Origin of the sequence: Amycolatopsis sp. NPDC005961, assembly GCF_040629235.1 — a bacterium.
GTDB lineage: Bacteria > Actinomycetota > Actinomycetes > Mycobacteriales > Pseudonocardiaceae > Amycolatopsis > Amycolatopsis camponoti.
The window spans coordinates 24,775-45,028 of sequence record NZ_JBEXVF010000025.1; the positions used below are offsets into that span (position 1 = coordinate 24,775).

Below are 20,254 nucleotides of genomic sequence, written 5' to 3' on the forward strand. Positions count from 1 at the left end.
CGACGCCGGCGCGAGCTGTGGGGCTCGCCCGGTCCGCCGCCGCCCGGCGTTGCCGCGCGGTCTCTTCCCCGCACTTCGATCAGCAGGCAGGCAGATGAGATCACCGACGTTCTCCCCCGCACACCGCCTCCTCGTTCTCGCGACCACCCTCGTCACCGCGGTCACCACCGCGGTGGTGGTCGGGTCCGCTCCGGCGCAGGCCGCCGCGTGCGGGACCACGAACCTCGCGCAGGGCCACACGGCGACCGCGTCCTCGACCGAAAACGGCGGGACGCCCGCGTCCGCCGCGGTCGACGGCAACGCCGGCACGCGCTGGTCCAGCGCGTTCAGCGACCCGCAGTGGCTGCAGGTCGACCTGGGCTCCGCGCAGCAGCTCTGCGACGTGGTCCTCAGCTGGGAAGCCGCGTACGCGAAGGCGTTCAGCGTGCAGCTCTCTTCGGACGCGAACACCTGGACGACGGCGTACACGACCACCACCGGCGCCGGCGGCACGCAGACCGTGTCCGTCACCGGCACCGCCCGCTACCTGCGGGTCTACGGCACCCAGCGGGCGACCGGCTACGGCTATTCGCTCTGGGAAGTCGCGGTGCACGGCACCGGCGGCGGGACGACCATCCCGCCGACCGACCCGCGCAACCCGGACCTCGGGCCGAACGTGTCGGTGTTCGACCCGTCGACCCCGGCCGCGACCATCCAGAACCGGCTGACGCAGCTGGCGGACCAGCAGCACACCAACCAGTTCGGCAACGAGCGCTACGCCGTGCTGTTCAAGCCCGGGAACTACACCGCCGACGTCAACCTCGGCTTCTACGAGCAGGTCGCGGGCCTGGGCCTCTCGCCCGACGACGTCAACCTCAACGGCCACGTCCGCGTCGAAGCGGACTGGCTGCAGCAGGGCGACAACCCGGCCAACAAGGGCAACGCGACGCAGAACTTCTGGCGCTCCGCCGAGAACCTCTCGGTGACGCTGCCCGCCGGGCAGGTCGAACGCTGGGCCGTCGCGCAGGCCGCGCCGTACCGCCGGATGCACCTCAAGGGCAGCCAGATCCAGCTGTGGAACGGCGGGGACGGCTGGGCCAGCGGTGGCCTGATCGCCGACAGCAAGATCGACGGCGTGGCCGTTTCCGGTTCGCAGCAGCAGTTCCTCACCCGCAACAGTGAGCTGGGCGGCTGGCAGGGCGGCGTCTGGAACATGGTGTTCGTCGGCTCGACCGGCACCCCGCCGGCGTCGTTCCCGAACCCGCCCGAAACGGTCGTCGGCCAGACGCCGGTGATCCGCGAGAAGCCGTTCCTCTACGTCGACGGCTCGGGCAGCTACAACGTGTTCGTCCCGGCGCTGCGGCAGAACTCCTCGGGCACGAGCTGGGGCCACGGCGCGCCGGCCGGGCAGTCGATCTCGCTCAGCGAGTTCTACGTCGCGCACCCGTCCGACTCGGCCGCGACCATCAACGCGGCTCTGGCCGCGGGTAAGAACCTGCTGGTCACGCCGGGCGTCTACCACCTCGACCAGGCGCTGAACGTCACGCGCCCGGACACCGTGGTGCTCGGGCTCGGCCTGGCGACGCTGATGCCCACCACCGGGACGGCGGCGATCACGACGTCCGATGTGGACGGCGTCAAGATCGCCGGGCTGCTGATCGACGCGGGCGCGGTGAACTCGCCGGTGCTCGTGCAGGTCGGCCAGCCGGGCTCGAACGCCAACCACGCGGCCGACCCGACGTCGCTGCACGACGTGTTCTTCCGGATCGGCGGCGCGGCCGTCGGGAAGGCCACGCAGACGCTGGTGGTCAACTCGAACAACGTCATCGGCGACCACATGTGGCTGTGGCGCGGCGACCACTCGAACGGCGTCGGCTGGAACGTCAACACCGCGGCGAACGGCCTGGTCGTCAACGGCGCGAACGTGACGATGTACGGCCTGTTCGTCGAGCACTACCAGCAGTACGAGGTGCTCTGGAACGGCAACGGCGGGCGGACGTACTTCTTCCAGAACGAGATGCCGTACGACCCGCCGGACCAGGCGTCCTGGTCCAGCGGCGGCGGCCGGCAGGGCTGGGCGGCGTACAAGGTGGCCGACTCGGTGACCAGCCACGAAGGCTGGGGCCTGGGCAGCTACTGCTTCTTCAACACGAATCCGTCCATTGTGGCCAGTCACTCCTTCGAGGTGCCGAACAACGGCGGGGTCCGGTTCCACAACCTCGTTTCGGTGTCACTCGGTGGCGTGGGCACGATCGCCCACGTCATCAACGATTCGGGTGACGCCGCGAACACCGGGCACCAGGTGAGCCCGCTGGTCTCCTACCCGTAGCACGGCGGCGACGTACGCGTCCGGGCGGACCAGCCAGGCTTCGCCCGGACGCGCACCCAGCACCCCGCCCACCGGGATCCCCGCCGACCGCGCACCCTCCGCCCGCACGCCCGGCGTCGTCAGCAGCAGGAACCCCCGCCGGGCCAGGTCCCGCAACCGTCCACTCGCGACGGTGAGGTCCGGTAGCAGCACACCCGGCCCGGGCGGCGGCACCGCACCTCGCGGCGGCCGTCCGGCGAACGGGCGTCCCGGATCTGTCGTGGTCAACGGCGAATCCGCGTACCAGAACGGTTCGGCCAGCCGGCCCGAGTCCACCTGTTCACAGGCCTCCGGGTCGTGCGCTGCGCGGGTGAGGACGTCCGAGCGGCGCCGGTGCCGCTCATCGTCCTGCGGCACCAGGAAGTCCATCGTGGCCGTGGTGACGGCCGCGTTCTCCACCGCCGCGGCGTGCCGCTCGGTGTGGTAGCTCTCCAGCAGTTCCTCCCCCGCGTCGCCGCGCAGGACCCACGCCAGCTTCCAGGCCGCGTTCTCCGCGTCGGCCACGCCGGAGTTGAGCCCGCGCGCCCCGAACGGCGCGACGAGGTGCGCGCAGTCCCCGGCGAGCAGCACCCGCCCGACCCGCATCCGCGGGACCAGCCGCGTGTGGAAGCGGTAGACCGAACGCCAGATCACCTCGTAGGGCACCGATCCGATGATCGCGCGGATCCGCGCCTCCATCGCCCCGCCCGACTCCTCGGCCGCGAGGTCGTAGTCCGCCGGGACCTGCCAGTCGATGCGGAACCGCGAGTCCGGGCACGGGTGGATGAGCACCTGGCGGCCGGGGTTCCACGGCGGGTCGAAGTAGAACCGCCGCTCGGCCGCCCAGCCCGGCAGGTCGGCGCGGATGTCGCAGATCAGGAACAGGTCCCGGAAGGACACGCCGTCGAGACGCTGCCCGAGCGCCCGTCGCACGACGTCGCCGCGCGCACCGGTGCACGCGATGGCGTAGTCGGCTTCGATCCGGCGCGGACCGGCCGCCGTGTCGCACTCGACGACCACCCGGCCGGGCTGGGTCAGGCTCCGGACGCGGTGCCCGCGGCGGACGTCGATCAGCGGCTGCCGCGCGATCAGCTCGTCGAGGACCTCCTCGACGCGGGCCTGCGAGAGGTTGACGAACGGCGGCAGGGCCGAGCCGCCGTCGGGCAGCTTCAGCGAGAACAGCTCGGTGTCGCGGTGGAACGTCCGCGCGGTCGTCCAGGTGAGCCCTTCCTCGGCGAGGCAGCCCGCGCCGAGGGACGCCCAGACGTCCAAAGTGTCCCGTTGCTGGCAGATGGCCTTGGACCCGACGGGGTCGCGCACCTCGTGCTCGTCGACGAGCACCACGGGTACGCCCCAGCGCGCGAGCAGCAGCGCGGCCGTCTGGCCGACGGGGCCGCTGCCGAGAACGGCGACGGTCATCGCTTCAGTCCTGCAGCTGGTCCCAGACTTCGCGGTCGCGTTCGGCGGTCCACACCACCGGCCGCTCGATGCCGCCCAGCTCGTCCCACAGCCGCGAGACGTCGAAAGGCAGGCAGTGCTCGAAGATCGGCCACTGGCCGTACTGCCCGACGAGCGCCGCGTGGGTCCGTTCGAAGGCGTCCTTGAGCGTCCCGCCGGCGTCCCGCACCGCGCCGACCTCGCGGATCATCGTGTCCAGGAAGTGGCGGGTCTGCGCGATGGCGGCCTCGACCGCCTTAGCTCCCCGGCTCACCCCGCCGCGGCCGCCGATCAGCGTCTCGGCCCCGAAGGCGCCGACGCGGTCCAAAGTGGACGATGCCCATTCGCGGTGGAACGCGTCGCCGGTGTACAGCGCGGCTTCGGCTTCCACGAGGTCGCCGGCGTAGAGGATCTTCCGCCGCGGCAGCCAGGCCACGATGTCCCCCTCGGTGTGGCCGCGCCCGCAGTACTGGAGGACCAGGTCGCCGCGGTCGCCGCCGAGGTCGATGGTGAGCCGGTCGGAGAAGGTCAGCGTCGGCCAGGTCAGGCCCGGCACCGAGTCCGCGGCCTTCGCCAGCCGCGGCATCCGGCCGAACTCGCTTTCCCAGTCCTCCTTGCCGCGCTCGGCGACCAGGGCCCGGGTGTTCTCGTGCGCGACGATCACGTCGGCGTCGAACGCCGACGCGCCCAGCACGCGCACCGCGTGGTAGTGGCTCAAGACCAGGTAGCGCACGGGTTTGTCGGTGTGCTCGCGGAGTTTCGCGAGCCATTCGCTTGCGGCGACCGGCGTGGCGAGCGCCTCGAAGCAGACGAGGAAGTCCTCGCCCTCGATCGCGCCGATGTTGGGGTCGCCCTCGGCGGTCAGCGCGTAGACGCCGTCGTCCAGGACTTCCAGGGTCTGCGCTTTCTCCGCCAGGTCGGCCGAAGAGGCGAAGGCTTTCTTCGTCACGGCGAGCGCTCCTTCTGATCGTCAAAGGTTTGACTATCTCGCCGGTCACACTAACCCGCCGCACCGGCGCGCGGAACCCCTTCGCCTAATCTGGGCCGCATGACCGACCGACCGGCCGAAGACCTCGACTACCTCTCGTTCGTCGACTACGCGATCGGGAAGACGAAGGCGGAGCTGCCGGCCACCGACCCCGTCGCGATGCGCCTCGGCCTCACGCTGCACCGGCTGGCGGGCGCGCTGGTGTACGACTGGGAGTCGACGGTGCACCGGCCGCGCGGCCTGAGCTGGGGCGGGTTCCGGGTGCTGTTCGTGTTGTGGCTGGCCGGCCCGCAGGAGTCCCGCCACGCGGCGCGCCTGGCCGGGATGAGCCGCGCGGCGGTGTCGGCCCTGGTCAAGACCCTGGAGCGCGACGGCCTGGTGACCCGCACACAGGTCCCCAGCGATCGACGGGCTGTCCGGCTCGCCCTGACCGAGGGGGGCCACTCGGCGGTGACCGACGCGTACCAGGCGCACAACGCGCGCGAGAAGGAGTGGGCGGCGTCGCTGACGCCGTCGGAGCAGACGGTCCTGATCGGACTGCTGGAAAAGCTCACCACGAGCCCGGTGGCCGCGGCGGCCCAGCGGCTCGCCTAGCTGGCCAGCCCGGGCAGGGTGTGCCCGGTCTGCTCGGCCTTCGCGCGGAGGTACCGGACGTTGTTCTCGGTGGCGAAGACCCCGGTCGGCACCTGCTCGCGCACGGCGATCCCGGCTTTGCGCAGCTGAGCGGCCTTGTCGGGGTTGTTCGACAGCAGGTCCACCTCGGTGACCCCCAGTGCTTCGAGCATCTGCGCGGCGACGGCGTAGTCGCGGGCGTCCTCGGGCAGGCCGAGCGCGGCGTTGGCGGCGTAGGTGTCGAGGCCCTGGTCTTGCAGCGCGTACGCGTCGAGCTTGTTGTAGAGGCCGATCCCCCGGCCTTCCTGACGCAGGTAGAGCAAGTAGCCGCCGGCCTCGGAGATCCGCTCGACGGCCTCGGCCAGCTGAGGCCCGCAATCACAGCGCGCGGACCCGAAGACGTCCCCGGTGAGGCATTCGGAGTGCGGCCGCACGAGCGGCACGTCCCCGGGAGTGCCGAGGACGAAGGCGAGGTGCTCGCCCCCGTCGGCCAGGCCCCGGAAGGTGACGGCCTCGGCGTCGACGGCGACGCCGCCGTGGAGTCGCAGCGGGATCCGCACCCGCGTTCGCACCTCGGCCGTCATGCTTTCTCCCTGGGATCGCCCACGTGATCGACCCTACCGGAAGTTCAAATTCGAACATCGGTGATCGCGCCGAACATCACTGGGGCCAACACCGGAGGATCACCGGATCTTCCCGATCGGCCCCGAAAACCGGTTACGTCACGTCGTATCCTCGAGCCATGATCCCCGGGGCCACCGCCGCGTCGTTCCTGCTGGTCGTCGTCCTCGGGGCGATGTCGCCCGGGCCCGACTTCGTCGTCGTCACCCGGTCCTCCCTCACCGGTGGACGACGGGCCGGGGTCGCCGCCGGGGCCGGGATCTCGCTCGGGGTCTTCGCCTGGGTCGTCGCCATCGCCTTCGGGGTCGCCGCCGTGCTGACCGCGTCGGCCGTCGCGTTCAGCGTCGTCAAGCTCGTCGGCGCCGGCTACCTCGTCTTCCTCGGCGTCAAAGCCTGGCTGGCCGTGCGCCGCGGCGAATACCGGGACCTCGGCGACGCCGGGGACGCCCCACCGCTCGCGGCCGGTGCCGCCTTCCGGCAGGGGCTGTTCACCAACCTGCTCAACCCCAAGGTCGCCGTCTACTTCCTCGCCCTGCTCCCCCAGTTCCTGCCCGCGGGCGGCTCCACCCTGCAGACGCTCGAGCTCGCCACCATCGCGACCGCCGGCACGGTCCTGTGGTTCGGGGCGCTCGCCCTCGTGGTCGGCGCGTTGAAGCGGTTCTTCGGTGACGGACGCGTCCGGCGGGGGCTCGACGCCGTCCTCGGCAGCGTGCTCGTCGCGCTCGGGGTGAAGGTCGCCGCCGAAGCGGCGTGAGGGCCCGCCGGGGCGGGCCCTCCGGCCGTCACAGCGCTTCGGCCGCCAGGCGGGTGCCCTCCACCCGGGCCCGGATCTTCGCGAACGCGATGTCGCGGGAGGTCGACGTGTCGTCCGCGAACGGGGAGAACCCGCAGTCGTCGCAGGTGCCGAGCCGATCGGCCGGCAGGTACTTCGCCGCCGTGAGCACGCGGTCGCGGACCTCCTCCGGCGTCTCCAACCGCGGGTCGATCGGGTCGATCACCCCGACGAAGATCCGCTGGTCCGCCCGCAGGTGATCGGCGATCACCTGCAGCGCGCGAGCCGGGTCGGCCTCGCTCGCCAGCTGGACGTAGAAGTTCCCCGCCTCCAGCCGGAACAGCTCCGGCAGCAGGCCCGCGTAGTCGACGTCGAGGCTGTGCACGGAGTCCTGGTCGCCGCCCGGGCAGGTGTGGACGCCGATCTTCGCGCGCTCCTCCGCCGTGAACCGCTGGAGCACGGCGTTGTTGAGCTCGACGAACTGCCGCAGCAGCCCGCCGGACGGGTCCAGCTTCAGCGACAGCCGCCCCTCGGTGAAGTCGATCTGGACGGCGTGCGCCCCGGCGTCGAGGCTGCGCCGGATGTCGGCCTCCGCCTCGTTCACCAAGTCCGCGACGAACTGCTCCTGCGGGTACCCGTCGATGCCGTCGGCCGGGTAGATCAGCGAGATCGCGGACGCGGCGATCACGGCCTGCTTGACCGGCTTGTCCGTGAGCGCCTTCGCCCGCGTCAGGTACTCGTCGGCGTGCGTCGCGTAGCGGAACGGGCCCGCGGTCAGCCGCGGCAGCTGCCGGGTGTGCCCGTCGGCGAACGGTATGACGACGCCGTCCGGCGCCAGCGCGGTCAGCCCGGCCAGCGGGTAGGTCGCGAAGCTCGGCTTGCCCTGTTCGCCGTCGGACACGACCGGCGACCCCGTCTCTTCGAACCGGCTGAGCGTGTCCGCGAGGGCGCGGCTCTCCAGCTCGGCGAGCGCGGCGGCGTCGATCCGTCCGGCGGCGAACGCGCCGAGCCCGTCGATCAGGTAGCCGGGACGGGGAATGCTGCCGATCGGTTCGGTCGGCAAGGTCATGGAGTCCTCCGCTGCTTGAAGGTCCTGACCGGCTTCGACCGGCGCGAAGCCGGCCTGACCGGCCTCGTGTCAGGCGAACCTAACGCGCTCCCGGGCGGTCACGGAGCGCGGATCACCCGGTCGGAGCAGCGAAAAGCACGAAATAAGAAGACGTTTGGCGGTTAGCCAGGAGGACGATTGGGTATTCGCTACGGCGACACGGCGGGTTCGGCGCCGAAGGAGTACCCCGATGCTCAGTCACCACGATCGCACCGAGCTCGAGAAGATCGAGCGGAACCTCGAGGTCACCGACCCCGACCTGGCCACCGCCCTGCGCGAGGGCAAGCGCCCGAAGTCGCGCGCGCTCCGGAGCGCCCTGCTGATCGCCGTCGACGTCGTCGCCGTGACGCTGCTGGTCCTGGGGCTGATCTTGCCCGACCCGGGGGTCACGCTCTGCGGGATCCTCGCCCTCACCGGCACCGTCTGGACCCACGTGGCGCGGCACCGCGTCTGACGTCCTGGGGCACACTGGGCTCGTGAAGTGGGTCCTGCACGTCGACCTCGACCAGTTCATCGCCGCGGTCGAGATCGCCCGCCGGCCGGAGCTGCGCGGGAAGCCCGTGGTGGTCGGCGGCAACGGCGACCCCACCGAACGCGCCGTCGTCGCGACCGCGTCCTACGAGGCCCGCGAGTTCGGGATCCAGTCCGGCATGCCGCTGCGGATCGCCGCCAAGCGCTGCCCGGACGCCGTCTTCCTGCCCAGTGACCCGCCGGCCTACCTCGAGGTGTCCGAGCACGTGATGGCCGCGGTGCGCGAGCTGCCGGTCGTCGTGGAGGTGCTGGGCTGGGACGAGGCGTTCGTCGGCGCGGAGACCGACGACCCGGAGGCGCTGGCCGTCTCGATCAAAGACGCCGTGGCGCGCGAGACCGGGCTGTCGTGCGCGGTCGGCATCGGCGACAACAAGCTGCGGGCCAAGCTCGCCACCGGGTTCGGCAAGCCGGGCGGGATCTTCCGGCTGACGCAGGCGAATTGGTGGGAGGTCATGGCTTCGCGCCCGACCGACGCGCTGTGGGGCATCGGCGGCAAGACCACCAAGAAGCTCGCCGAGCTGGGCATCCACACCGTCCTGGACCTCGCGGGCGCGGACGCCGCGGCGCTGGCCGCGCGGTTCGGCCCGAAGACCGGCCCGTGGCTGCGCCTGCTCGGCGGCGGGATCAGCGACGCGGAGGTGAGCGCGACGCCGTACGTGGCCCGCTCCCGCAGCCGCGAGACGACGTTCCAGCGCGACCTCACCGACCCGGCGGAGATGGCGGCGGAGGTGTCGGCGCTGGCCAAGCGCGTGTCCCAGGACGTCCTCGACGAAGGCCGGCCGGCGGCGCGGGTCGCGGTGAAGGTGCGGTTCGTGCCGTTCCTGACCCACACGCACAGCATCACCCTCCCCGAGCCGACATCGGACGCCGGCGAGATCGACCGCGCGGCACAGGAGGTGCTGGGGATGTTCGAGCTGACCCGAGCGGTGCGGCTGCTCGGTGTGCGGGCGGAGTTCCCCAGGGAGGACTAGGCCGGTCCCTGCCCGGCAGGTGATCGCCGCCGGCGGGATCGAACCGGACTCAACCGACCGGGTCGCTGAGGCGTGTCTTCGCCGGACGTAAACCGTCAGCAAAGGTGAGGACATGGCGATCAAACGATGGCAGGTGGCCGCGGCGCCCGGATGACGGTGGACCACCAGGGTGCCACCATGACCGGGCACTTCGACGCGTTCGCGGGTGCCAAGAAGATCGACAGCCGCGTGACGACCAGGGACACCGCCGACTTCCTGATCGGGGACCCGGATCTCGTCGGTGGCATCAACCGGATCAGGAGCCAGGCCTGCATCACCGGCGACGGCGGGGCGTTCAAGTGCTCCGACCAGTGGAACGACATCCGCGACTAGCAGCGGTCCGGTAGGCCGTCGGAGCCGGTGGTCGCCCGCCGCGTGAGCCCTGGCGGCGCGGCGGGCGACCTGGTCATCACGTTCCGGGCCGACGAAGGTGATCGGCGGCTAAAGCCCCTCCGGCAAGGGCAACGGCCGGTCCGGGTCCAGTTCGACCCCGCCCGCCCGGAGCGTGTGGTCGAGCATCGCCCAGATCGTGCCGCTCAGCTGGCCGGTCAGCTGCTCCAGGCTCAGCGTGCCCGGGTGGTCGAGCCAGCGGGTCGTCGCCGACTCGACGTAGCCGACCAGGCCGAACGCGATCGTGTCCCCCGGGGCCGGGTCCATGCCGAACGCCGTCAGGTAGCCGGTGAGCAGGCGGCTGAGGTGGCGGGCGATCGTGCCGCGGACGTCCACCGGTCCCGGCGCCGCGCGCGTCAGGTACCGGTGCAGGTGGACGTGCTCGGTCAGCCAGCGCAGGTGCGTCGCGATCACCGTCGAGATCATCTCGTTCGGCGAGCCCGACGGGTGCCAGAGCGGCTCCAGCTCGGCCGTCACCAGCTCGGCCGCGCGCTCGGCGATCGCGCGCTGGAGGTCGGACGCGCCGTCGAAGTGCTTGTACAGCCGCGTCCTGGCCACGCCGGCGCGTTCGGCGATCTGCTCGGTCGAGACGTCCGGGCCGTGCTCGGCGATCGCCTCCAGGGCCGCGTCGACGAACTCGGCGCGCCGCCGTTCCTGCTGGCCCGCCCACCGCGTCGCCCGTCCGTCGACCTTGGTCACGGCGGCAGCCTACTCAACGCCCGCGAGGACGTGTACGCTCCCGAAGTAGCTAGTACAGCATGTACCCCCTACTTCCGGAGGCCACCATGGGCGTCGAGGCCCAGGACCGGGACGTCACCGCGGCTCGCCTGCTCAAGAGCTCCGCGAAGAACTCCTACGACCCGTACGTCGACATCGACTGGACCGCCCCGCTGGCCGAGGGCAAGGCGTACATGCCGCTGGAGCGCGTCTCCCTCTACGGCACCGACCTGTGGGCGCGGCTGACGCCGGAGCAGCGGATCGAGCTGTCCAAGCACGAGATCGCCAGCATCATGAGCGTCGGCCTCTGGTTCGAGATCGTCCTGATGCAGCTGCTCGCCCGCTACGTCTTCGACCTCGACGCGCGCACCGAGCACGCGCAGTACGCCATGACCGAGATCGGCGACGAGACCCGCCACTCGGTGATGTTCGCCCGCACCGCCGACCGGCTCGGCGTGCCGCGCTACGGCGTCCCGAAGGTCGTGCACCGCGCCGCGAAGGTGTTCGGCGCGACCGCCGCCGGGCCGTCGATGTTCGCCAGCGTGCTCGTCGCCGAGGAGACCACCGACCGGCTGCAGCGCTCGATGATGGACGACGACGGCATCCAGCCGCTGATCCGCTCGGTCAACCGCATCCACGTCGTCGAGGAGGCCCGGCACGTCCGGTTCGCCAAGGAGGAAGTGCTGCGGGAGACGCCGAAACTGTCGAAGGCGGCGCTGCAGCGGCACCGGCTGCGGACCGCGCTCGTCGCGTTCGGCGTCGTCGATGCCATGGTCGACCCGCGGGTGTACCGCAGCGTCGGGATCGACGCGCGCGAAGGCCGGGCCGCGGCCCTCGCGAACCCGCACTTCCACGAGACGCGCCGGTGGATGGCCGAGAAGATCGTGCCGTTCCTGCGCGAGGCGGGGCTGATCGGCGGCCGGTCCGAGGGCATTTGGCGGCGCGCGCACCTGCTCTGACGAACCGGCCGCGAAATTGCCTTCCCGGGAGGCACCGGACTGCGCCACGATTCCCGGGTGACCGAGGGCTACTCGCAGGACTTCCCGGCCGGACCCCCACCGGGGCCGCCACACCCGGCACCCCGTCCGCCGCTCAGGCGGCCGGTCGTCGCCGGCCTGATCGGCGTGCTCGTGGGCGCGATCCTGGTCGGCGTGCCGTGGCTGGCGCTGAGCCTGCTCGGCGGGCCGAGCGGGCAGGCACTGGCCGCGCCGGCGAACCTGGGCGGGCTCAGCCGCGCCCAGGACGCGATCGCGAAGGTCGACTCTGTGCGCGGCAAGGCGACGATCGACCGCATCGACAAGACCGACCAGGAGACGACGTCCCGGGTCTCGGCGGCCTACGACGGAGCCGGAGCGGTGGTCCAGGACTACCAGGACGAGCGGCTGCTGCGGTCCTTCCAGCTGGTCGCCGTCCGCGCACCCTCGCCGCGGCTGTTCGCGCCGTACGAAGACGTCCAGGCCCTCGGCGTGGCCAAGCCGGGCACCGAGCTGGTGAGCGTCGGCGCTGTGCAATGCCTGGTGCACAACGCCCCGGCCGCGCCCGGCACGACCCCGGACCCGGACCAGTCCTTCGTCCTGAACTGCCAGCGCACCGGCCCCGGCTTGACCGTCGCGGTGCGGAGCCTGGGCACCGAGGGCAACCACGACCCCCAGGAGCTGGCCGGGATCGTCGAGCAGGCCTGGAAGGAGCTCGGGTGAGCACCGTCCGGACGGCCCGCGCCGGTGACGAAGCCGCACTCGCGAAGCTCGACGAGCGCACCTGGACGACGGCGGTGTCCCCCGCTCCCCCGCCGCCGGCCGGCACCCCGTTCTTCGGCGAAAGCACCCACCCCGAAGACGTCCTCGTCGCCGAGCACGACGGCATGGTCGCCGGCTACGTCCGTCTCGACGCGGGGTTCCCCATTCCCGCCCACGCTCACGTCCGGGTGATCGGCGGGCTCGCCGTCGACCCGGACCGGCGGCGGCTCGGCATCGCCCGGCGGCTCGTCGACGCCGCCGTGGCCGAGGCGCGCCGGCGCGGCGCGCGCAAGGTGACGCTGCGCGTCCTGGGTCACAACACCGCCGCCCGCCGGCTCTACGAGAGCGCCGGGTTCGTCGTCGAAGGCGTGCTGCGCGGGGAATTCCACGTCGGCGGCGAGGACCTCGACGACGTTCTCATGGCCCGCCGGCTCGCTTGACAGCTTCCCGGCGGCTTTGCCATCCTGGTCGTGGGCCGAGAGGCGCTGCGACGGAACTCTTTCCGCCACGCTCGGCCCGGACCACGACTCCAAGGGCGCCTCCCGCGAGGGAGGTGCTTTTCGGTGTCCCGCCGTCGTCGTGCGCGTGGACTGTCCCGTGCCGCCTCCCGAGCGTTCCGCAAACGAACTCCGGAGTGCGCGCAAGCATGAGTGACAAACTGCAGACCCGAAACGGCCTCGACTTCGCCGTCGCCGACCTCGCACTGGCCGAGGCCGGCCGCACCCAGCTGCGGCTCGCCGAGCACGAGATGCCCGGCCTGATGGCGATCCGCGAGGAGTACGCCACCTCGCAGCCGCTGAAGGGCGCCCGGGTCGCCGGGTCGCTGCACATGACCGTCCAGACCGCCGTGCTGATCGAGACGCTGGTCGCGCTCGGCGCCGAGGTCCGCTGGGTGTCCTGCAACATCTTCTCCACCCAGGACGAGGCCGCCGCCGCGGTCGTCGTCGGGCCGGACGGCACCGTCGACGCGCCGTCCGGCACTCCCGTCTTCGCCTGGAAGGGCGAGACGCTCGAAGAGTACTGGTGGTGCACCGACCGGCTGTTCGCGTTCTCGGGCGGCCAGGCGCCGAACATGATCCTCGACGACGGCGGCGACGCCACCCTGCTCGTCCACAAGGGAGTCGAGTTCGAAGCGGCGGGCGCGGTGCCGCAACCGTCCGAAGAGGACCCCGAGGAGTACCGGATCGTCCTGGAGACCCTGCGCGCGAGCCTGGCCGCCGACGGCGACCGCTTCACCCGCATGGCCAAGGAGATCCGCGGCGTCACCGAGGAGACGACCAACGGCGTCAAGCGGCTCTACAAGCTCGCCAAGGACGGCGAGCTGCTCTTCCCCGCGATGAACGTCAACGACTCCGTCACGAAGTCCAAGTTCGACAACAAGTACGGCATCCGGCACTCCCTTGTGGACGGCCTGAACCGGGCCACCGACGTGATGATCGGCGGCAAGCGCGTCCTCGTCTGCGGCTACGGCGACGTCGGCAAGGGCGCGGTCGAGGCACTGCGCGGCCAGGGTGCCCGGGTCGCGGTCACCGAGATCGACCCGATCTGCGCGCTGCAGGCGGCGATGGACGGCCTCGACGTGGTGGAGCTGGACGACGTCGTCGCGACGGCCGACATCTTCATCACCACCACCGGCAACTTCGGGATCATCTCGGCGGACCAGATGAGCCGGATGAAGCACAACGCGATCGTCGCGAACGTCGGGCACTTCGACAACGAGATCGACATGGCCGGCCTGGCGAAGCTCCCGGGCATCGTCAAGAAGGAGATCAAGCCGCAGGTGCACGAGTGGACGTTCCCGGACGGCCACGCGATCCTCGTGCTCTCCGAAGGCCGCCTGATGAACCTCGGCAACGCGACCGGCCACCCGTCGTTCGTGATGTCGAACTCCTTCACCAACCAGGCCATCGCGCAGATCGAGCTGTTCGCCAAGCCCGGCGAGTACGCCACCGACGTCCACCGGCTGCCGAAGCACCTCGACGAGAAGGTGGCCCGGCTGCACCTCGACGCCCTCGGCGTGAAGCTCACCAAGCTGTCGAAGGCGCAGGCCGAGTACATCGGAGTCGACGTCGAAGGTCCGTACAAGCTCGATCACTACCGGTACTGATTCGAGATTGCTCCATTTGACGCAGTTTGCGGCACCGCGAAAGTGGCCATCCTCCCCGTGACAGCGCATCCGTCCGGCCCGTACGGCGGATGGGTCCCATGCGAAGGAGTGTGTGTCAAAGTGATCGTTCTCGGTGTAATTCTCCTCATCATCGGGTTTATCGTCGGTATCCCGGTGCTTTACACCATCGGCATCATTCTCGCGGTGGCCGGCGTGGCACTGGCCATCCTGGGCGGCACCGGCCGCCGGATCGGTGGGCGTGCGCACTGGTACTGATCAAGTGCTCGCGAACGGCCCGGCACGGCGCAGCAGCAATGCTCGCCGTGCCGGGCCGTTCGGCCTTTCACCGCCACGAAGGTAAGCGCAGAGCAAAGTCCGTTTGCCGGCAAGCCACCCGGGACGGGAATGAAAGGGTCCTCCGGCTCCGAGGGGGAGGGAGAGCCGAAGGACCCCGTTAGTGTTAGCACATCGCTCAGCCCGTGTACACAGCTGCATACACGATCGTGTCATGCCCTTGACGCTTCCCTGACGCCGTGAAGGCCTCCCCGGCCGGGCCGGGGAGGCCTTCACGGTCCTGGCGGGAGGCTCAGGAAGCTTGGCGCAGCCGGGGTTTTCCCGGTTCGGCCGCACAGCCGCACCCGCGGCCGAGAGCCTGGCAGTCGACGATCAGCGCGTGCCGGAGGCGGTCACCGTCCCCACAGGACGGCTCGGTGCATTCGGCGAACCCGCCGTCCGGGTGCACCACCAGCGTGCCGTGGCAGTGATCGATCCCCGCGTCACAAGAAGCGCACTCCATGACCGGCCCGCCTTTCCGCGTTGGTGCCCGGTGTGCTCGCCCTCCTTGGTACCACCGGGAAGCACGCGAACGCGGGACCGGAACCGCGCGTGTCGGCCCCGCCACCCGGACGGGAACGACCGGCCGGGGGCCGCCCTCAAGCCCGCTTCCGCGCCGCCGGCTTCTTCTTCACCGGCGCCGGGGCCGGCGCCTCGTCCTCATCGGACTCTTCCGAAGTGGACTTCGCCCCACGCGACTTCTTCGCCGCGTCCACACTGGCCTGCAGCGCCGCCATCAGGTCGACCACGTCGGCCTTCGCGGTGACCGCCGCCGGCTTGGTCGTCTCCTCCCCCGCCACTTTGGCCTCGATCATCTCCTCGAGGGCCTCGCGGTAGTGGTCGTGGTACTTCTCCGGCTCGAACACCGGCTCGGCCAGTGAGTCGATCAGCGACCCGGCCATGGTCAGCTCCTGCGGCCGGATCTGCGGCGGGTCGTCGCGCAGGAAGGGGAAGTCGGGCTCGCGGACCTCGTCCGGCCAGAGCATCGTCGTCATCACCAGCACGTCGGCGTGCACCCGCAGCACCGCCATGCTCTCCCGCTGCCGGACCGCGACCTTGGCGATCGCCACCTGGCTCGACTTGTGCAGCGCGTCCCGCAGCACGATGTACGGCTTCACCGCGTTCTTCTGCGGCTCCAGGTAGTACGTCCGGTCGTACTGGATCGGGTCGATCGACTCGAGCGGCACGAACTCCAGGACGTCGATCGTGCGCTGCGAAGGCAGCGGCAGGTCGGCCATCTCGGTGTCGGTGATGACGACCATCTCGCCGTCGGGCAGCTCGTAGCCCTTGGCGATCTCGGCGTAGGGCACCTCGGCGCCGTCGATCGTGCAGAACCGCTTGTACTGGATGCGGCCGCCGTCGGCCTCGTGCACTTGGCGCAGGGAGACGTTCTTGTTCTCGGTGGCCGCGTACAGCTGGATCGGGATGCTCACCAGCCCGAACGACACCGAGCCCTTCCACATCGCCCGCATGCCACGTACCTCCGAGAGACGACCCTGCCGACTTCACGCTCGGTAACTACCGTAGCCCGAATCGTCCCCCGGCGACAGTCTGATCTAGACCTCTGCCAGGTACTTCTCCCAGAGTGCGGGGTCCATGAACCAGTTCCGGAAGTCCGTCGGATCGGTGAACCCGTTCGCGAACCGCTTCGCCACCGCGGGATTCTGGCCGGCCACCCCGAGGATCTGGAGCACGTGCGGAGGGGGCGGCATGAGCAGCGCGTTGGTCCATTCGGTGACGTGCCGGGCGTACTCCCAGTAGCGCTCGAACGTGGCGTCCATCCACCCCGCGTCGAACGGGCGGTCGCCGTGCTCGACGATCGCGTCCAGGTAGGTCGCCGCGCAGTGGCTCGCGTTGTTCGAGCCCTGGCCGGTGATCGGGTCGTTCGCCACGACGACGTCGGCCATGCCCAGCACGATCGCGCCGCCGGGCAGCGTGCCGACCGGGTTGCGCACCACCGGCGTGTAGCCGCCGGCCAGGGTGGCCTTCGCGTCGGTGAGCTCGGCGTCGCGGCTGCGCTCGTACTCCCACGGCACGAACTGCTTCATCAGGTCCAGGATCCGCCCGAAGTGCTCGGCCGGGCCCGGGCGGTCGTCGAAGCAGTCCAGCGGCCCGCCGGGGACGCCTTCGAAGAAGAGGATGTCGCAGTTCCCGCTCAGGGTGTACGCGGGGATCATGAACAGCTCGCCGACGCCCGGGACGATGTTGAACCGCACGGCCATCTTGTCCGGGTGTTCCGGCCGCGGGCGCACGCCGTGGGCGTAGGCCAGCGACAGCGCGCGCATCGGCTTCGTGTACGGCGAGCGCTCCGGGATCCGGTCGAACAGCTGGACCAGCTCGCCCTTGCCGGCCGAGATGATCACCAGGTCGTACAGCCGGGCGAGAGCGTCCAATTCGGACGTCATCACGCCGTGGATGACGAGCTTGCCCCCGCGGTCCTCGAACAGCTCGAGCCAGCCGGCCATCTTCACCCGCTGGTCGACCGACTGCGCGATGTGGTCCAGCTCGGCGAACCAGTCGAGCGCGCGCCCGCCGTCGGGCGCGGCCACCGACACGCCGAGGCCCTCGACGTTCACGGTGTCGGCTTCCCACTGGTCGATGCCGAGGTCCCGCTCGTGCTGCAGCGCGTCGTGGAACATGCACTGCGTCGACATCACGCGCCCGTTCCGGATCTCCTCCGGTGTCCGCGCGGACATCACCGTGACGTCGTAGTCCTTCGCCAGCAGCCCGAGGGCCAGCTGCAGCCCGGACTGCCCGGCGCCCACGATCAGGACCTTGCGCATGAAGCTCTTCTCTCCTCGTTCAGGCCTGCGGGACGCTGGCGGCCAGCTCGCGCGGGCCGGACAGCACGGCCAGCGACAGCGTGTGGCCGACCAGCTCGGTCAGGGTGGCGATCGTCGAAGCGCGGTCACGGGCGTCGCAGGTGACCAGCGGGACGCTCGGGTCGAGCGCGAGGGCGTCGCGCACCTCGTCGAGGTCGTGCACGGGCATGCCCTCGAACTGGTTCACCGCGACGACGAACGGCAGCTCCGAGTCGTTCTCGAAGTAGTTGATCGCCGCGAACGACTCGTCGATCCGGCTGGTGTCGACCAGCACGACCGCGCCGAGCGCGCCCCGGCTCAGGTCGTCCCAGAGGAACCAGAACCGCGCCTGACCGGGCGTGCCGAACAGGTAGAGCAGCAGGTCCGGGCGCAGCGTGATGCGGCCGAAGTCCATCGCGACGGTCGTGGTCGACTTGCCGCCGGGCGGGATCTCGTCGATGCCGTCGCCGGCCTCGGTCATCCACGCTTCGTTGCTCATCGGGGGCACTTCCGACACCGACCCGACGAACGTGGTCTTGCCGACACCGAAGCCCCCGGCGACGACGATCTTCGCGGAGATCGTCAGCAGATCGCCCTCAGGCGGGGAGCCGCTTGAGCCCATCAAGGATCCTCTCGAGGACGTTGGTGTCGTGGTGGTAGGCGTGCGCCGTGGGGTGGACGAACACCGCGCCCTGTGAGGCGAGGTCGCCGATCAGCACCCGCACCACGCCGAGCGGCAGGTCCAGCCCGACCGACAGCTCGGCGATCGAGCACCGCGCCCGGGCGCGTTCGTAGAGCGAGCGAGACTCGGGCATGAGCGTGCCGCTCAGCGCCGGGTCGTACCGCGGGACCGAGACCAGCGTCTCCACCAGCAGCTGGTGGCGGGTGCTGGTGCGGCCGCCGGTCAGCGCGTACGCGCGGATCCGGCGGCTGCGCCGCGGCAAGGCGGTGTCCTTCTCGGACACGGGAATCACATCCTCGTCGGGCATCTCGATCACACCCGGGGGCGGCGCGCGGTGAGCACCTGGCGCAGTTCGGCGCGCACCTCGGGGGTGAGCGCGTGGCCGGCGTTGGTGATGAACTGGGTCATCTCGTAGGCGACCACCTTCATGTCCGCCTCGCCCGAGGTCAGCACCGCGAGCCCGGCACCGGAACCGATGCCCATGAAGAGGAAGTACCCGTGCGTGAGCCGGATGATGATCTGCTCGCAGGCGCCCTTCCCGAACAGCGCCGCGCTGTTGCCGGCCAGCGAGAGCAGGCCGCTGGCGATCGCCGCGAGCTGTTCGGCCTCGGCTTCGCCGACCGAGTCGGACGCGGTCAGGGGGAAGCCGTCCACGCTCATGATCAGCGCGTGGCTGACGCCGTGGACCTTGCGCACGAAGTCGTCGAGCAGCCAGGCGAAGTTCGCCGGGGCCGGGTGGGGGGCGCTCACGAGGCGGTTCCTCCGGGCGTCTCGTCCTGCTGGGAACGGTTCTCGGCGAGCGCGGCCCGCTCGCCGTCGGTGAAGGCACCGAGGTCGGCGAGCAGCTGCTCGTGCCCGTTCGCCGCGGGTCCGGCCGCCGCGGGCGGTGGTGACGGTTCGGGCGCGGCGCCGCGGATGCTGCCGGGCACCCGGCGCGGCAGGCCGTTGGCGGTGGTCCCGCCGGTCTGCTCGACCGGACGCGGGCGCGGGGTGGGCTTGCGCGGGATCGGCGTGACCGGTTCCTCGCGGGGGAAGGTACCGGGGCGGCGGCGCGGGAGCCCGCCGACGGTGGCCGGCTCGCCTTCCGGTGCCTTGACCGGCTCGGCCGTGACGGTGCGAGTGCCGGACCAGGCGTGCTCGGCGAGCTCGGTGACGATGCCGGTGGGCAGCAGCACGGTGGCGACCGTGCCGTGCGGGCTGCGCCGGTCCAAGCGCACGGTGACGTCGTGGCGGGCGGCGAGCCGGGAGACCACCGCGAGCCCCATGTGGCGCGCCGCGGCGTCGTCGAGGTCACCGCCGGCGGCCAGCCGCGCGTTGAGGCCGTCGACGCGGTCGGCCGGGATGCCGATGCCCTCGTCCTCGATCCGGACGAGCACGCTGCCCTGCTCGGTCAGGTGGGCGCTGACGTTCACCGGCGAGCTCGGCGAAGACTGGTTGGCGGCGTTGTCGAACAGCTCCGCGAGCACCCGGCCCAGGTCCTCCGCGGCGAAGCCGACGACGCCGAGGTTCACGACGCGGCCGATGGTGATCCGGGCGTAGTGGTCGATCGAAGACATCGCCGCGCGCATGACGTCGAGCAGCGAGGTGGCGCGGGCGGCGTCGTCGGCGGTCTCCTGGCCGGCCAGGACACGCAGGTTCTCGGCGTTGCGCCGCAGCCGCGTCGCGAGGTGGTCGAGCTGGTAGAGCTCGGCGAGGCGGTGGTGGTCCTCCTCCCCCGCCTCCAGCTCTTCGAGCCGGGCGAGGAGCTGGTCGAGCAGGTTGAGGTCACGCAGGGCGACGCTGGCGCAGATCTCGGCCAGCACGGCGTCGTCCGCCTGCGCCGCCTGCGCCACCACGGGCACGGGCGGCTGCAGCTGCGTGAGCGCCGGCCCGGCCGCGGGCTCGTACCCGCCGTGCTTCGGCGGCGCGGTGAGGTACTGCGCCGCCGCGACCCGCGAGCGGTCCAGCAGGACGCGTGATCGATCCAGGAGTTCCCGGGCCCGGCTGGCCATGTGGTCCCACTTCTTCCTTGCTCAGTTCGGACGCGGTGCTTCTGCCGACCCCCGGCGACGACCGACATGCAAGCAGAAAGGCTCGTGACGTG

At 71.2% G+C, this 20,254-nt stretch carries 23 protein-coding genes and 1 riboswitch; of the genes, 11 read left to right on the top strand and 12 right to left on the bottom strand.

The features are described from left to right. Window positions 1–94 precede the first annotated feature (94 nt). Window positions 95–2,308, top strand: a complete 2,214-nt coding sequence (locus tag ABZ342_RS22995; protein ID WP_360476370.1) for a discoidin domain-containing protein — start codon at window positions 95–97, stop codon at window positions 2,306–2,308. Here the strand turns inward: ABZ342_RS22995 and ABZ342_RS23000 are convergent. Both ABZ342_RS23000 and ABZ342_RS23005 read right to left on the bottom strand, forming a co-directional pair. Continuing rightward, on the bottom strand, window positions 2,210–3,745 hold the full coding sequence (locus ABZ342_RS23000; RefSeq protein ID WP_360476373.1) for an FAD-dependent monooxygenase: 1,536 nt from the start codon (window positions 3,743–3,745) through the stop codon (window positions 2,210–2,212). The genes ABZ342_RS22995 and ABZ342_RS23000 overlap by 99 nt on opposite strands. A gap of 4 nt (window positions 3,746–3,749) precedes the next feature. After that, window positions 3,750–4,712, bottom strand: coding sequence for an MBL fold metallo-hydrolase (locus ABZ342_RS23005; RefSeq protein WP_360476377.1), 963 nt, complete (start codon window positions 4,710–4,712; stop codon window positions 3,750–3,752). Window positions 4,713–4,811: 99 nt separating this feature from the next. Between ABZ342_RS23005 and ABZ342_RS23010 the strand changes: the two genes are divergently transcribed. After that, the gene (locus ABZ342_RS23010; protein WP_155549660.1) at window positions 4,812–5,345 is read left to right on the top strand and encodes a MarR family transcriptional regulator; all 534 of its coding nucleotides are present in this window, start codon (window positions 4,812–4,814) and stop codon (window positions 5,343–5,345) included. On the opposite strand, the gene ribA is transcribed toward ABZ342_RS23010, so the two are convergent. Next, window positions 5,342–5,947: a GTP cyclohydrolase II gene (ribA, locus tag ABZ342_RS23015; RefSeq protein ID WP_155549659.1), complete on the bottom strand. Its 606-nt coding sequence runs from the start codon at window positions 5,945–5,947 to the stop codon at window positions 5,342–5,344. The two genes, ABZ342_RS23010 and ribA, sit on opposite strands and share 4 nt — an antisense overlap. A 158-nt stretch (window positions 5,948–6,105) precedes the next feature. Here ribA and ABZ342_RS23020 point away from each other — a divergent pair, with 158 nt between their 5' ends. Continuing rightward, a complete protein-coding gene (locus tag ABZ342_RS23020; RefSeq protein WP_360476382.1) occupies window positions 6,106–6,738 on the top strand; it encodes a LysE family translocator in 633 nt (210 codons plus the stop codon). Window positions 6,739–6,766: 28 nt separating this feature from the next. Here the strand turns inward: ABZ342_RS23020 and ABZ342_RS23025 are convergent, their stop codons facing one another. Continuing rightward, the gene (locus tag ABZ342_RS23025) at window positions 6,767–7,825 is read right to left on the bottom strand and encodes a cobalamin-independent methionine synthase II family protein (RefSeq protein ID WP_360476385.1); all 1,059 of its coding nucleotides are present in this window, start codon (window positions 7,823–7,825) and stop codon (window positions 6,767–6,769) included. 229 nt (window positions 7,826–8,054) lie between these two features. Here ABZ342_RS23025 and ABZ342_RS23030 point away from each other — a divergent pair, with 229 nt between their 5' ends. From ABZ342_RS23030 to ABZ342_RS23040, 3 genes are all read left to right on the top strand, one after another. After that, entirely contained in the window at window positions 8,055–8,318 is a 264-nt protein-coding gene (locus ABZ342_RS23030; RefSeq protein WP_155549656.1) for a DUF3040 domain-containing protein, read from the top strand. A gap of 22 nt (window positions 8,319–8,340) precedes the next feature. Next, on the top strand, window positions 8,341–9,366 hold the full coding sequence (locus ABZ342_RS23035; RefSeq protein WP_360476389.1) for a DNA polymerase IV: 1,026 nt from the start codon (window positions 8,341–8,343) through the stop codon (window positions 9,364–9,366). Window positions 9,367–9,543: 177 nt separating this feature from the next. After that, window positions 9,544–9,738: a hypothetical protein gene (locus ABZ342_RS23040; RefSeq protein WP_360476392.1), complete on the top strand. Its 195-nt coding sequence runs from the start codon at window positions 9,544–9,546 to the stop codon at window positions 9,736–9,738. Between the two features lie 108 nt (window positions 9,739–9,846). Here ABZ342_RS23040 and ABZ342_RS23045 read toward each other — a convergent pair whose 3' ends face one another. Then, complete coding sequence (locus ABZ342_RS23045; RefSeq protein WP_360476395.1) at window positions 9,847–10,494, bottom strand: TetR/AcrR family transcriptional regulator; 648 nt, start codon at window positions 10,492–10,494, stop codon at window positions 9,847–9,849. 86 nt (window positions 10,495–10,580) lie between these two features. On the opposite strand from ABZ342_RS23045, the gene ABZ342_RS23050 reads away from it, so the two are divergent. From ABZ342_RS23050 to ABZ342_RS23070, 5 genes are all read left to right on the top strand, one after another. Then, window positions 10,581–11,471, top strand: coding sequence for a diiron oxygenase (locus ABZ342_RS23050; RefSeq protein ID WP_155549928.1), 891 nt, complete (start codon window positions 10,581–10,583; stop codon window positions 11,469–11,471). A gap of 57 nt (window positions 11,472–11,528) precedes the next feature. Continuing rightward, window positions 11,529–12,209: a hypothetical protein gene (locus ABZ342_RS23055; protein WP_360476398.1), complete on the top strand. Its 681-nt coding sequence runs from the start codon at window positions 11,529–11,531 to the stop codon at window positions 12,207–12,209. Further along, window positions 12,206–12,688 (top strand): GNAT family N-acetyltransferase, encoded by a 483-nt coding sequence (locus tag ABZ342_RS23060; RefSeq protein WP_360476401.1) that lies wholly within the window; start codon window positions 12,206–12,208, stop codon window positions 12,686–12,688. The genes ABZ342_RS23055 and ABZ342_RS23060 overlap by 4 nt, the downstream gene beginning before the upstream one ends. 31 nt (window positions 12,689–12,719) lie before the next feature. Continuing rightward, window positions 12,720–12,796, top strand: a riboswitch (S-adenosyl-L-homocysteine riboswitch). A 98-nt stretch (window positions 12,797–12,894) separates the two neighbouring features. After that, window positions 12,895–14,355 carry an adenosylhomocysteinase gene (gene ahcY, locus ABZ342_RS23065; protein WP_360476404.1) on the top strand — a complete coding sequence of 487 codons (1,461 nt, stop codon included), beginning with the start codon at window positions 12,895–12,897 and terminating at the stop codon, window positions 14,353–14,355. Window positions 14,356–14,475: 120 nt separating this feature from the next. Then, complete coding sequence (locus ABZ342_RS23070) at window positions 14,476–14,631, top strand: hypothetical protein (protein WP_086678182.1); 156 nt, start codon at window positions 14,476–14,478, stop codon at window positions 14,629–14,631. Window positions 14,632–14,941: 310 nt separating this feature from the next. On the opposite strand, the gene ABZ342_RS23075 is transcribed toward ABZ342_RS23070, so the two are convergent. From ABZ342_RS23075 to ABZ342_RS23105, 7 genes are all read right to left on the bottom strand, one after another. After that, window positions 14,942–15,151 carry a hypothetical protein gene (locus tag ABZ342_RS23075; protein WP_155549650.1) on the bottom strand — a complete coding sequence of 70 codons (210 nt, stop codon included), beginning with the start codon at window positions 15,149–15,151 and terminating at the stop codon, window positions 14,942–14,944. A 136-nt stretch (window positions 15,152–15,287) separates the two neighbouring features. Further along, on the bottom strand, window positions 15,288–16,160 hold the full coding sequence (locus tag ABZ342_RS23080; protein WP_360476409.1) for a Ku protein: 873 nt from the start codon (window positions 16,158–16,160) through the stop codon (window positions 15,288–15,290). Between the two features lie 84 nt (window positions 16,161–16,244). Then, complete coding sequence (locus tag ABZ342_RS23085) at window positions 16,245–17,471, bottom strand: styrene monooxygenase/indole monooxygenase family protein (RefSeq protein ID WP_360476412.1); 1,227 nt, start codon at window positions 17,469–17,471, stop codon at window positions 16,245–16,247. A 19-nt stretch (window positions 17,472–17,490) separates the two neighbouring features. Continuing rightward, window positions 17,491–18,111 (bottom strand): ATP/GTP-binding protein, encoded by a 621-nt coding sequence (locus ABZ342_RS23090; protein ID WP_155549647.1) that lies wholly within the window; start codon window positions 18,109–18,111, stop codon window positions 17,491–17,493. Then, the gene (locus ABZ342_RS23095; protein ID WP_086678176.1) at window positions 18,086–18,454 is read right to left on the bottom strand and encodes a DUF742 domain-containing protein; all 369 of its coding nucleotides are present in this window, start codon (window positions 18,452–18,454) and stop codon (window positions 18,086–18,088) included. The genes ABZ342_RS23090 and ABZ342_RS23095 overlap by 26 nt, the downstream gene beginning before the upstream one ends. A 29-nt stretch (window positions 18,455–18,483) precedes the next feature. Next, complete coding sequence (locus tag ABZ342_RS23100) at window positions 18,484–18,921, bottom strand: roadblock/LC7 domain-containing protein (RefSeq protein ID WP_125315245.1); 438 nt, start codon at window positions 18,919–18,921, stop codon at window positions 18,484–18,486. Continuing rightward, window positions 18,918–20,162, bottom strand: coding sequence for an ATP-binding protein (locus tag ABZ342_RS23105; RefSeq protein WP_360476417.1), 1,245 nt, complete (start codon window positions 20,160–20,162; stop codon window positions 18,918–18,920). Before ABZ342_RS23105 ends, ABZ342_RS23100 begins: the two co-directional genes overlap by 4 nt. Between the last annotated feature and the right edge of the window lie 92 nt (window positions 20,163–20,254).